Raw genomic sequence first — 10,652 nt, 5'->3', positions numbered from 1 at the left:
GAGGTGCGTGTGGGGGGTGCGGGCGTTCGTGTCGGGGGTGCGGGCGTCCGTGCCGGCGGTGCGGGCGTTCGTGTCGGGGGTGCGGGCGTCCGTGCCGGCGGTGCGCGGCTCCCGGGTGGTGAGGTCGGCCCCGAGCCCGGACTGCCACTCCGGGATGGGCCGGCCCTCGCACTCGACCCGGACGTAGTGGCCCTGGCTGCGCAGCACCCGGCTCACGACGTCCGCGATTACGACGGCACGCACCTCGGCGGGGCACGAGAGGAGCACGGCGTTCCCGCTGAACCCGGTCGTCGCGTGCCCGTAGCGAGGCCCGCGCCGCAGGACCTCCTCGACGAGGTCGGCGGAGGCGGTGCCGCGCAGGCTGAAGTTGAGGAAGCCGGGCCCGGTGACGACGACGTCGGTGAACCGCTGTTCGTCGAGGAGCCGGGTGCGCAGGATCTCGGCGACATGCTGCGGCGGCTGCCCTGCGGCGGCGGCCAGCTGGAGGGCGACGTTCGTGGCGTAGTCACCACACCCGCCGGGCCCCGGCGGAGTGACCACGGCCCGCTCCGGCACGGTCACGCTGAGCTCGCCCTCGTCGACAGCGCGACGCACGGCGTGCAGCACGGTGCGGGAGAGCTCGACGGGGGTCACGGGACAAGCGTATGGGAGGAAGGGGGTGGGTATGCGAGCCGGTTTCGGTGCGGTCCGGGATGTGGACGGGGGAGGGGGAGGGGGCATCTCTATGAGGGCATGCATGCCGAAGGGCCGACGCGAGGGTCGGGCTACTCCGCTGCGGCTACGGCTACGGCTACGACGTCGTACGGCTCCGGCAGGGCGTCCTACGGCCACGGCGCGGTGTTACAGCTACGGCTACGGCTACGGCACGGCGGGTTGATCCACTTCCTTCACCGGGGCGCCACCGCCGCCGGCCTCGGGACCGCCGCTGCCCTCCCGGCCCCCACCCCGAGCCCGCTCGACCAACTGGCGCACCATCTGCACCAGTTCGGCCGGCTCGAAGGGTTTGGAGAGGAAGGCGTCGATGCCCACTTCGAGCCCGGCCTCGATCTCGGGATGACCGCAGGCGCTGACGATGGCGAGGGGCATGTCGCGGGTACGAGGATCGGCCCGTAGCCGGGCGGCGGTCCTGAGCCCGTCCAGCCGCGGCATGACGACGTCGAGGGTCACCACATCGGGCCGCACCTGATGAACGACATCAAGACACTCGGCACCATCGGCCGCGGTCACGACCTCCAGCCCCTCCAGCTCGAGGTTGACCCTGATCAACTGCCGGATGACCTTGTTGTCGTCCACAACAAGCACCCGGCCCGACACGCCTGGCACAACTCGAGAGTAGGTCGACCCCGGCCATCGCGTCCGGGTTTTCCCCACTTCCACCCCGCACGAGCGACTCACGATGCCCGTCCCCGACAGCGGAAACCCGTTCATGACCACACCGAGGGAGCTGGTAGTGTTCTACCCGTCGCCGCGAGCAACGCGACGAACACGCCCCCGTAGCTCAGGGGATAGAGCAACGGCCTCCGGAGCCGTGTGCGCAGGTTCGAATCCTGCCGGGGGCACCCTGTATGAGGTGCCTAAAGACCCCGTCACCAGCGGAAACGCTGAGGCCGGGGTCTTCGCGTATGTGCAGGCCTATGCCGCTCGGAGCGGGCGTATGTCTGGGGCTGTGGACGAGGCGTGGACGGGATCTTGGGACGTAAGCGCAGGTCATGCCCGGTACCCCCATAGGCCCCGGACAGGTCCAGGGGCCTATGGGGGTACCGCCTTGAGCGTGTCACTCGTACCAACAGAACCTCGACGGGGAAGTCCGTCAGCCGGCGGCTTTGGCGATGACGCGGTCCATCTCCTCCCGGCCGAAGGCTCGCAAGGTCGTGCTACGGACGTTGCCCAACGCGCCGACCTGTAGGAGCACTGCGGTGGCAGTCTCGTCGTCGGGCGCCTCCACGACAGCCACGATGTCGTACGGGCCGACGGTCCAGAAGAGGTTCAGGACCTTCACCCCGAGCTTCTGAGCCGCTGCCGTGAAGGCTTCGGCGCGTTGCGGGGTGTCCTTGTAGCCGCGGACTCCCTGGTCGGTCCAGTTCAGCAGCGCAACAAACGTCGGCATGATCCTTTACCCCTGTAAGTAGACGCACCTAGTCCTGGTCAACTCTGGGCATCATGCGCGTAATGCGCATGAGAGGCGCCTCTGAACGAGTGATGGAAGCCGGCCTTACTTCATGGCCCGGCCCGACATACACCCCGGAGCCACCGGCGCGGAATTCCTGAGGAAAGGAACGCCCCTCTCGGCCAAGGCATGCCGATGCCCCCGGAACAAGTCCGGGGGCATCGGGGCTACCGTCGTCTGCGATCACTCGTACTCGCGCAACAGATCCTCAATACGCCGGTTGGCGACGTCTTGCCGTCCGTCGAGGCACTTGGCGTAGCGGGTCAGCAAAACTTCCACGCTGTTGCCGGCGCGCTCGGCCACCTCGGTGGGGTCGACACCGGCGTTGAGCCACGTCGACAGCGCCGAGTGCCGGAGGTCGTACGGCCGACTCGCGAGCGGCGAGGCCGCGACGGCTGGTGGAAGCGCGAGGAGGCGAGCTTCCTGCCACACGCGGTAGTAGGTCGAGGACGGGACGACCGAGCCCTTCTCGCTGAAGAAGAGCCGTCCGTCGTCCGCCGTGCCGAAGGTGGCCAGGTGCTCGCGGAGCACGGCTACGAGGTGAGGCGGGATCGGCACCCGCCTCACGTCCTCGGTCGGCCGGTTCTTCAGCCCGCGGTCGTCATGGGTCTCCCTTGAGTCGGTCCACTGCTTGCCAACGGACGGACGGGTCCGGTGGAGCAGCGCCGAGCCCCAGCCCTGCTTGGGAAGCTTCAGGTCCGTCTCGACGAGGCCCACCGCTTCCGCCGGCCGCAGGCCACCGAAGTACATGGCAGCGAACAGACCCACGAGGCGACGACCACGAGCACGCCGGTACCCGCCCACGTAGGAAACCGCCGCCAGGAGATTCCGTGCCTGCTCCGGGTTGGCGACAACCCGCGGGTCGACCTGGTTGGACACCTTCGGCTTCTGCCAGCGGACAGCCGTGATGGGGTTCTCCCGCAGCTCCCCCAGGTCGACGGCATAGTTCGCGGCGTTGACAAGTGTCCGCCGCTTACGCCGCACGGTCTCCGCCGCCGCTGCCGTACCGTCGAGCTTGAGCTTTAGCGAGTCGAGCACCGCACGAGCCTTGGCCGGTTCAGCCAGGTCGGCGAGCGGCCGGGACGCCTTGGACACCCAATGGAGAACGTTCCGCACATCGTCCGGGACTTCCCGGTCATCGGGCCCCGGCAGCACAAAGGCCCAGTTGCGTAATGCCCTGCGGATTTCCTCGTCGGATGGTCGTCCGGCGCGCTCGTCAAGGAGTTCCAGCGTCACGCTGCTGAGGGCTTCGTTGATGCCGTCCCTTGTGTTGGGGGCAGCATGAGGCCATTTCATGGCGAGGTACCTGAGAGCGAAGGCGTACCACGACACGGTCGACTTCTTCTCTTCCATTGAGGCCGGAAGTCCCGACTCCGTGTCGAACTCCTCGCCGTCGCGCATGGCACGCATGAGCTTGGTGCGGTAGTGGTCGGCGAGCGCCTTGGTGCGGAAGGACTCCGAAAACACACCGCCTGCGACAGACCAGCGGACACCGTACGAGGGCGTCTTGGTGTCCCGCTTGCGGACGCCCCAGACCTTTACGTCGAGAGACTTCACGCCGCCTCCTCCAGCTGTCGCAGCCACGTGTTGAAGTCACTCCGCCAAACCCGCAGCTCTCCGTTAGGCAGCTTGAATGCGGCCGGCCCGTACCCCAGTTCTCGCCAGCGGTAGAACGTCCGCCGGGAGACACCGCCCAGCTCATCCAGGACTTGGCGAACGGTCATCAGCTCGTCGCGACGGGCGTCCATGTCGGTTCTCCTTCCGTTCCGGGGGCGGGTTCGAGGGACGCAGCGAGCCAGGCCTCGCCGTTGCTCAGGCCGGTTCCGGCGAAGACCCAGTGCGCGAGGACGAGCGTGGTTTCGCCGTCCTGGGGAGCGGCCGTGGCGGCTTGGGCGCGGCGCCATTCCCCGCGGGCGTCGCGGAGGGCGCCGAGGGTGGTGGAGTAGCGGCGGGACTTGGTGGAGAAGTGGCCGCGGAAGCCGAGCATGTGGGCCCAGGCGCGCAGGCGGAGGTGTTCAAGGTGCTTGCGGGCGCCGAGGGTCCAGGCCGTCCGGATCATGCGGCGGGCGTGGTCGGTGATCCGGGCCTGTGCCAACTCGGCGAGGAAGCGGATCGGCCGGTCCAGGGTGCCGGTCGCTGTCTCGGCGCCTTTGGTGGCGTACTTGGCGATGTACGCCGCTACGGCCCGTTCGGTGAGCTCCTGGCCGCCGTCGAAGTCGGCGGAGCGGATGGTGCGTACGTCGAGTTGGCGGCCGAAGGTGAAGGTGTGGGCGCGGCCGTCGACGTCCGGTCCGTTGACGCGTGTGGTGGTGACAGCGGCCTGGATGGCGTCGGTCAGCAGCTCGGCGGACGCCCAGGCCGGAGGGGCCGTGTCGCCGCCCTCCGGGCCGTCGAGGCGGATGACCGCGTGGAAGTGGACGGCGCCCCGCCTCTGATACTCGGCGACCTTGGCGAAGGAGACGCGTGCGTGATGCGGAAACGCGCGTTGGGTGAGTCCGGCGCGCTTGGCGATCTCACGGCGCAGGTAGATGGAGAAGCGCCGCCAGAGGGCGCCTGCGTGGGCGTTCCAGAGGACAGCCGCTTCGTAGTCGTACCCGTCGGGGTCGAGGGGCGTACCGAGGACCGGGTCTGTGTCGTCGTGCCGGGCACCGCAGCGGCAGGGCCGTCCGCTGGAGGGGCGGTTGTGGACCGGGCCGAAGCTCGGTGCGGTGAGGGTGGCGAAGACGCGCGGGTGTGTGCCGACCTGTTCGGCGGTGCCCTTGCCGCCGCGGAGTCCGGCGGTGATCAGGTGAAAGGTGTCTCGGCGGTAGACCTCCGCGCAGGCCGTGCAGCGGGTGGCACGACGGTTGTTGCAGCGGACGAGGAGACTTCCGGTGGGCAGGGAGGACGAGTCGAGGTGGTGGAGGACGCGCCCGATCTCTCCGGTCGTCCGGTCGACCGCGTACTCGGTTCGGTGGCCGTCGAGGCGCACGGGGTTCGTGCAGCCGCCCAGGCCGGAGAGTTGGTGGGCCAGCTCGGGCATGGTGCCGAGGGAGGCCAGCATGGAGAGTTCCGCCAGCGGGGGCGGAGTCTGCCGGGTGATGATGGGTCTTCCTTTCGGCTGTTTCGGCGGTTGGGAGGGACGGCCCCGGGGCGGCGGGATGCTTGGCGGCGTTTGCCGCCCCGGCGGCTGGTCAGCGCTTGCTCGCGCCGGTGACGAGGGAGCGCAGGACCACGGCGGCGATGGCCACGGACACGGCCGAGACGGCGACCGCCGCCAGGAGCGCGGTGAGGACGACGCCGATGACCACTACGGCGGCGACCGCACCGGCGCCGACCCCGACGAACGGGGCGACGGAGCGGCCGGCGGAGGGAGCCGGGGCGTGGTCCTGCGGGATGTGGGTGGTGATGCTCGGGACGTGCGGGGTGTCGGGCAGCTTGGGGCGGAACATCGCGGGACTCCTTGTCGGTCGGGGTGTCATTCGTGGGTGCCGTTGACGACGTCGACTCCGGAGCGGGTGCCGGACTCGATGGCCGGGGCGAGGATGGTGTGCGAGAGCCAGAAGCCGAACAGCGCGATCACGACGGCGACCCAGAGGCGGATGCCGAGGAACTTGATCGCGGCCCAGGCGATGACGCCCAGGACGAAGACGAGCGGCAGCGAGACGGACACGGGAGCTCCTCAGCGGACGCGGCAGCGGTGGGTGCGCGCGGCCAGCTCGGCGGCGGCGCGGCTGTCGTAGTCGGTGGAGAAGCCGCAGCGCGGAGCGGTGCAGGCGGCGGTGTGCTTCTCGCGGCCCCGGCCGTCGTAGTAGGTGGCGACCTGGACGGGGCCGATGCGGACGACGCGGCGGAAGCGGCGGTTGGCGGACATCAGGGGATCTCCTTGTCGGTCTCGCCGGTGAAGTCGGTGACGTGGTCGGCCAGCCAGCGCAAGATCTCGTCGCCCTCGTAGCTGTCGGCGGCGAGGATGACCGGTTCGGCGATCAGCACGGCTTCGGTCAGACGGTTCTGTCGGGTCAGCTCGGCGGCGCGCTTCAGCGCGCGGAGCGTGGACGGGCGCAAGGGGGAGATTCCTCCGGGTCAGGTGAGTTGGGTGGTGATGGCTTCGGCGAGCGGCATGGGCACACCGAGCCGGGCGCGAAGGGTCGAGGTGTCGATGTCGGTTCCGGTCCGGGCGCGATGTTCATTGGCGACCTTCCGGGCGAGAGTGACGAGCGCGGGCGGTACCGAGGAAGGAGGAAATGAAGCTGACTCCGGCGCGGCGGCAGGCAGTTCGGGCGCTGCCGTGAGCGGCTCGACATCTGCGGCGGTCGGTTCCGGCGCCTGTGCTGTCGAAGGCGGTTCCGGTGCCGTCGCCCGATCCCCGCTGGGATTCACTGCTCCGTGAGCGAGCAGCGTGCCGCCGAGGAAGGCGACCGCGGGCCAGCCGGCGACGAGGATACGGAGCCACGCGGGTACGTTCTCCAGGTCGAGCAGACCTGCGGTGGCGACGTTGGCGCCGAGGGACGCTGTCAGCGCGACGAAGAACCAGCACCACCCGGCTGCTTTCGCCTCACCGGAGCGCAGGCGCCCCCAGGCCGCGACCAACAGCAGGTCGACGGAGACCGGATAGGCCCACGCCTTCCAGCCGTCCTGTCCAGCAGCGAGCGCCAGGTCATGCAGATGAGCGAAGGACAGCGCGGCGGCGATCACCGCTTGCACGAGCACGGCGTCCACACGGACAGGCAGGGCACGCACGGCCACTCCTTCCAGTTCCGGGCATGGGTGGGGTAGGGACTTGGCGCGGGACGGCCGCGCCGACCGTGGGAGCGGGTCGGTCACTCGGTGATCGGCCGAGGAGTGGACAGAGGACCGGACCCCTTCACTGGGACGGGAGGGGCGTAGGGCCGGAACGGCGCCAGCGCCGGAACGTCCGGGGCGAGGTGTGCCGTCTCGCGGCAGGTGGCCGCAGCGTCGGGGAGGGACAGGTGAGGGGTGCGGATGCGGGACCAGCCGCCGGACGTGTCGCCGACGACGGCGAGGCCGGGCAACTCGGCAGCGATGGCGCAGGAGGCCAGGACAGCCTCAGGGGCGATGTCACCGAGCGCCATCTTCGCGGACGCTTCGTCGTTCACCCGATGGCAGACCCGGCCAGTGAGCTGTGCCCGGAGCATGGTCGCTCCCTTGCCCAATTCGGCCCCGAAGCGCTGCCCGCAGACCTCCAGGTAGATGCCGGCCGCGCGGCCGAGCTGGGCGAGCCGGATGAGCTGGGTGACCATCTCGTCCCGTCGCTCTTCCTCCTTCCTCGTGGCGACGAGGAAGAGTTCTGCCACTTCGTCGACGAACAGCACGATGGGAGCCGGGCGTTCGTCCTCCGGCAAGCCCCAGACGTCCGAGGTGATCAGCTCATCCGGGGTGCCAGGTGCGATGCCCTGCCGCGCTTTGATCAGGTCGTATCGGTCCTCCATTTCCTTGACGAGCACGGGCAGCAGCTCGGCCGCCTGCTCCGGGTCGGTCGCCAGCGCCGATAGCCGGGGAGCGAACGGCGCCAACTCCACCCCGCGCTTGCAGTCGATCCCGACCAAGACCACCGGCTGAGCGGCAAGACCGGCCAGCAGGTTCCGCAGGAACATGGACTTGCCGGACAGCGTGGCGCCGAGCACGAGTTCGTGGGGTACGGCCCGGTAGTCCCGTACGAAGGCGGTTGCGTCCTCCCGCAGAGCCACTGGCACGCGGAGCGGACCGTCGTCGGTCCGACGGGGCATCCGCACCTTCCGCAGGACGTCGAAGCCGACGAGCCGCAGTTCCACGACACCGGGCTTGACGTCCCGCACATACACGGCGTGAACACCCCAGGCGTGCCGGAGCCGTTCGGCCGAGGCCGCCACGTCCGCCGGTTCCTGGCCCGGAGCCAGCCGCAGCCGGAGCCGCAGACCGGTCGAGGTGGGCCGGATCACGCCCCGGCGAGGAGGCACCGGCCGGACCTCACGGCGAGTCGTGGCCTTGACGGCCAGGGCTTGCCACCGGGGCGGCTCGACCGTCAGGCCGCACGCGTCCATGGTGGAGGTGTACGAGGCCAGGAGCCGGGCCACCGAAACGGGCAGCCCGACTGTGGACCAGTACGCCGCCGGATGGGCATGCCGGGCGTAGGCCGCGCCGCCTATCGCAGCGAGCGACCCGCCCAGCTCGGCCCACGTCACCAGGTCGGTCACAACGATCAGCCCGCCTGCTCCATCGGGAAGGCGCCAGGAGTAACGGCGGTCGCCCGGTAGGCGATGCCATGCCGCTGCTGCCCGTTGAACACGCTCTCCCACGGCCGGGCGATGAGCCCCGGCAGCGAGACCGGGGCCCCGACGGTCAGGCCGTCCGTCACACCGCTCTCGGGGACGGTGACCTTGATCAGCGACGACTCGCCCTCGTCGACGTAGACGACGCCGACCGTCATCAGCGCCTCACCACTCACGGCGTCCTTGGCGATCTCACCGGTCTGCCGGTCGCGCACCTTCGGCGCCGGCGCTTCGGTGAGCAGGATGGTGGCGGCCGAGGCGTCAATACGGATTACACGCACAGAGATTCCCCTTCTCGATCAATCAACTCGCCACCTGACAAGTTGACTTAGCAAGTTCGAAGCTACGGTTGCCAGGTTGACTTGTCAAGCGACATTGCGATGGTCAGCGAGCGACCTTGGAGCCCCCAGCGCACCATGGAGTCAGCAGCAAGGGAGGGCGTGACATGAGCAAGAAGGACCGCGCTCCAGAACCGCAGTCATGGGGCCCTCGCACTCCGCAAGGGGCAGCACCGCCGCCGGGCACCTGGCCGGAACCGCCCCAAGGCTCACCCCCAACTCAGCCTCCAGGGCAGGGCAGTACGGCGCCCCCGCCGAGAAGGCGGCACCGAGTCTTCCTATGGGTCTTCCTCGCAGTGCAGCTCTTGTTCCTGGCCTGGGTCATAGCGGGCGCCACTGGCGCCAGCGGCACGCCCGAAGAATGCCGCGGCCTGACGGGAGACGACCTAGACCTGTGCAACGACGCGAACGACGTCGGCACCACGATCGGGGTTGGCTTGGTGATCGGGCTTTGGGTGGCCGCGGGCTTCATCCTGGCCCTGACATACGTGATCTACCGGCTTGCCAGCCGCCAACCTCGGAGCTGAGGCCCGTTCACCCGTCAGCCGAGGCGGTAAGTGTCTTCAAGTTCCTGTCGGTCAGCAGGAAGCAGCACGTCAGAAACCTGCAACGCCTGCCCTGACGCGTCGCACGCGATGACTAGGACGCTCAGCACGGGCACGCCGTCCGGCAGGCCCAAGAGGTCGGCTTCACCTGTCTCGGGGAGCCGAGCTGAGACCCGTTCCGTGACATGGTCGAAGCGGATCTTCTTCGTCGCTTCCAGGTGCTCGCGCACACTGCCGGCAAGGACTTCAGCGCTCGCCAGCTCAGTGTCCTCCACCAGGCCGGCGGGGAAGTACGACGAGACCAACTCAACTGCTTCGCCTTCCTCCTGAACGAGGAAGCGACGCATGAGAACTTTGGCCTTCTTCGGCAAGCCGAGCGCTGAGGCGACTCGCGCCGGGACAACGACTTCAGCGACTTCCACGAGGCGTCCCGAGGTCTGGGACTCATCGCGCTGCAGAGCCTCTCGCCCCCGCCTGTCCTTCTGCTCGACCATTTCCGGCCGGTCTCGAACGATCGTGCCGTACCCCTGTCGGGACTCCAGCCAGCCATCACGCTTCAGCAGTTCCAGCGCCCGCACGACGGTGGGGCGGGACATGCCGAAGGACTGCACCAACTGGTTCTCGCTGGGCACCCGAGTGCCAGGCGGGTACGTGCCGTCCTCGATGCGACGCTGGATCGTCTGTGCGAGGCGCACGTACTTCGGTGGCTCCACTTCATACGCCATGAACGCCGCCTGTCGGTATTGGCCAAGTCAACTGGTCAACCAGACTAGCGAATCTTCGATTGTCAATGGAGAAGCGGAGCGAACTATTACCTTCCGGGCCAGGCATCGGCCACCACGAAGGAGACGACGGTTCCGCCGAAGCGGCTCGGTGCGGCGTGCCACGAGTCGGCCAGCGAATCGACCAGGAGCAGTCCACGCCCATGGGCGTCGTCGGCGTCGGGGTGCCTCAGCCGCACGTTCGCCGGAAAGCCGGGGTTGTGCACGTCGACGCGGAGCGAGGTCCCCTCACGGAACCACTCGACCCATACGAGCCAGGGTTCGTCCGACCGGCCGTAAGCGATGGCATTGGTCACCAGCTCCGAGATCATGAGCGCACAGTCGTCGACGGAGCAGGCCGGGTTGTACGGGGCGATGAACTTGCGGAACCAGCGCCGAGCCCGCGGCACAGACTCAGCGACAGGGTGCAAGGTCATCGCACCGAGACGCGGTGATTCCTCAGACGGGTAGCGGTCGATCATGTAGGCCATCAGGTGCTCACTTCCTGCCGCTACCGTCGCAGTCGAGGCAGCGCCGCTTTGATGTGGCACGGGTGCGATCGGCGGCAGTGGCAAGCGCCAGGGTCGTTCGTG

Annotated in this window: 15 protein-coding genes, 1 tRNA gene and 1 pseudogene; 2 read left to right on the top strand and 15 right to left on the bottom strand. The window is 68.9% G+C overall.

Translation table 11 applies throughout. The annotated features are described in order from the left end of the window. Positions 1 to 633, bottom strand: a pseudogene (locus tag K4G64_RS18635) (hypothetical protein); the annotation flags it as partial. A gap of 225 nt (positions 634 to 858) precedes the next feature. Continuing rightward, positions 859 to 1,428, bottom strand: coding sequence for a response regulator (locus tag K4G64_RS18630; protein WP_221757142.1), 570 nt, complete (start codon positions 1,426 to 1,428; stop codon positions 859 to 861). A 59-nt stretch (positions 1,429 to 1,487) separates the two neighbouring features. On the opposite strand from K4G64_RS18630, the gene K4G64_RS18625 reads away from it, so the two are divergent. Beyond that, positions 1,488 to 1,559: transfer RNA gene (locus K4G64_RS18625), tRNA-Arg, on the top strand. A gap of 251 nt (positions 1,560 to 1,810) precedes the next feature. Here the strand turns inward: K4G64_RS18625 and K4G64_RS18620 are convergent. From K4G64_RS18620 to K4G64_RS18570, 11 genes are all read right to left on the bottom strand, one after another. Continuing rightward, positions 1,811 to 2,107: a GYD domain-containing protein gene (locus K4G64_RS18620; protein WP_221757141.1), complete on the bottom strand. Its 297-nt coding sequence runs from the start codon at positions 2,105 to 2,107 to the stop codon at positions 1,811 to 1,813. Between the two features lie 243 nt (positions 2,108 to 2,350). Further along, complete coding sequence (locus K4G64_RS18615) at positions 2,351 to 3,724, bottom strand: tyrosine-type recombinase/integrase (protein ID WP_221757140.1); 1,374 nt, start codon at positions 3,722 to 3,724, stop codon at positions 2,351 to 2,353. Continuing rightward, positions 3,721 to 3,915, bottom strand: coding sequence for an AlpA family transcriptional regulator (locus K4G64_RS18610; RefSeq protein WP_030246378.1), 195 nt, complete (start codon positions 3,913 to 3,915; stop codon positions 3,721 to 3,723). Before K4G64_RS18610 ends, K4G64_RS18615 begins: the two co-directional genes overlap by 4 nt. After that, positions 3,891 to 5,210 carry a replication initiator gene (locus K4G64_RS18605; protein WP_221757139.1) on the bottom strand — a complete coding sequence of 440 codons (1,320 nt, stop codon included), beginning with the start codon at positions 5,208 to 5,210 and terminating at the stop codon, positions 3,891 to 3,893. The genes K4G64_RS18610 and K4G64_RS18605 overlap by 25 nt, the downstream gene beginning before the upstream one ends. Before the next feature lie 130 nt (positions 5,211 to 5,340). Beyond that, positions 5,341 to 5,598, bottom strand: a complete 258-nt coding sequence (locus K4G64_RS18600) for a SpdD protein (protein ID WP_221757138.1) — start codon at positions 5,596 to 5,598, stop codon at positions 5,341 to 5,343. A 26-nt stretch (positions 5,599 to 5,624) separates the two neighbouring features. Next, the gene (locus K4G64_RS18595) at positions 5,625 to 5,819 is read right to left on the bottom strand and encodes a hypothetical protein (protein WP_221757137.1); all 195 of its coding nucleotides are present in this window, start codon (positions 5,817 to 5,819) and stop codon (positions 5,625 to 5,627) included. Positions 5,820 to 5,828: 9 nt separating this feature from the next. Beyond that, positions 5,829 to 6,020, bottom strand: coding sequence for a mobile element transfer protein (locus K4G64_RS18590; protein ID WP_030868218.1), 192 nt, complete (start codon positions 6,018 to 6,020; stop codon positions 5,829 to 5,831). Beyond that, positions 6,020 to 6,211 (bottom strand): hypothetical protein, encoded by a 192-nt coding sequence (locus K4G64_RS18585; protein WP_030868215.1) that lies wholly within the window; start codon positions 6,209 to 6,211, stop codon positions 6,020 to 6,022. The genes K4G64_RS18590 and K4G64_RS18585 overlap by 1 nt, the downstream gene beginning before the upstream one ends. An 18-nt stretch (positions 6,212 to 6,229) precedes the next feature. Next, complete coding sequence (locus tag K4G64_RS18580; RefSeq protein ID WP_221757145.1) at positions 6,230 to 6,886, bottom strand: DUF2637 domain-containing protein; 657 nt, start codon at positions 6,884 to 6,886, stop codon at positions 6,230 to 6,232. Positions 6,887 to 6,966: 80 nt separating this feature from the next. Further along, positions 6,967 to 8,340, bottom strand: coding sequence for an FtsK/SpoIIIE domain-containing protein (locus K4G64_RS18575; RefSeq protein WP_221757136.1), 1,374 nt, complete (start codon positions 8,338 to 8,340; stop codon positions 6,967 to 6,969). Between the two features lie 5 nt (positions 8,341 to 8,345). Next, positions 8,346 to 8,696, bottom strand: coding sequence for a hypothetical protein (locus K4G64_RS18570; protein ID WP_185013160.1), 351 nt, complete (start codon positions 8,694 to 8,696; stop codon positions 8,346 to 8,348). Between the two features lie 362 nt (positions 8,697 to 9,058). Between K4G64_RS18570 and K4G64_RS18565 the strand changes: the two genes are divergently transcribed. Then, the gene (locus K4G64_RS18565; RefSeq protein ID WP_221757135.1) at positions 9,059 to 9,280 is read left to right on the top strand and encodes a hypothetical protein; all 222 of its coding nucleotides are present in this window, start codon (positions 9,059 to 9,061) and stop codon (positions 9,278 to 9,280) included. 14 nt (positions 9,281 to 9,294) lie between these two features. On the opposite strand, the gene K4G64_RS18560 is transcribed toward K4G64_RS18565, so the two are convergent. Both K4G64_RS18560 and K4G64_RS18555 read right to left on the bottom strand, forming a co-directional pair. After that, entirely contained in the window at positions 9,295 to 10,023 is a 729-nt protein-coding gene (locus K4G64_RS18560; protein WP_221757134.1) for a GntR family transcriptional regulator, read from the bottom strand. An 86-nt stretch (positions 10,024 to 10,109) separates the two neighbouring features. Beyond that, entirely contained in the window at positions 10,110 to 10,550 is a 441-nt protein-coding gene (locus K4G64_RS18555; RefSeq protein ID WP_221757133.1) for an ATP-binding protein, read from the bottom strand. Positions 10,551 to 10,652 lie beyond the last annotated feature (102 nt).

The organism is Streptomyces sp. WAC04114 (assembly GCF_019733245.1).
In the GTDB taxonomy this organism is placed as follows: domain Bacteria; phylum Actinomycetota; class Actinomycetes; order Streptomycetales; family Streptomycetaceae; genus Streptomyces; species Streptomyces massasporeus_A.
The sequence above is the reverse complement of the archived record's forward strand: the minus strand, read 5'-3'. Positions and strand labels throughout refer to the sequence as shown.

Coding starts and splice junctions, on each gene's coding strand:
- K4G64_RS18620 (WP_221757141.1), bottom strand. CDS start 2,107: ATGCCGACGTTTGTTGCGCTGCTGAACTGGACCGACCAGGGAGTCCGC.
- K4G64_RS18630 (WP_221757142.1), bottom strand. CDS start 1,428: ATGAACGGGTTTCCGCTGTCGGGGACGGGCATCGTGAGTCGCTCGTGC.
- K4G64_RS18605 (WP_221757139.1), bottom strand. CDS start 5,210: ATGCTGGCCTCCCTCGGCACCATGCCCGAGCTGGCCCACCAACTCTCC.
- K4G64_RS18590 (WP_030868218.1), bottom strand. CDS start 6,020: ATGTCCGCCAACCGCCGCTTCCGCCGCGTCGTCCGCATCGGCCCCGTC.
- K4G64_RS18610 (WP_030246378.1), bottom strand. CDS start 3,915: ATGGACGCCCGTCGCGACGAGCTGATGACCGTTCGCCAAGTCCTGGAT.
- K4G64_RS18600 (WP_221757138.1), bottom strand. CDS start 5,598: ATGTTCCGCCCCAAGCTGCCCGACACCCCGCACGTCCCGAGCATCACC.
- K4G64_RS18555 (WP_221757133.1), bottom strand. CDS start 10,550: ATGGCCTACATGATCGACCGCTACCCGTCTGAGGAATCACCGCGTCTC.
- K4G64_RS18560 (WP_221757134.1), bottom strand. CDS start 10,023: ATGGCGTATGAAGTGGAGCCACCGAAGTACGTGCGCCTCGCACAGACG.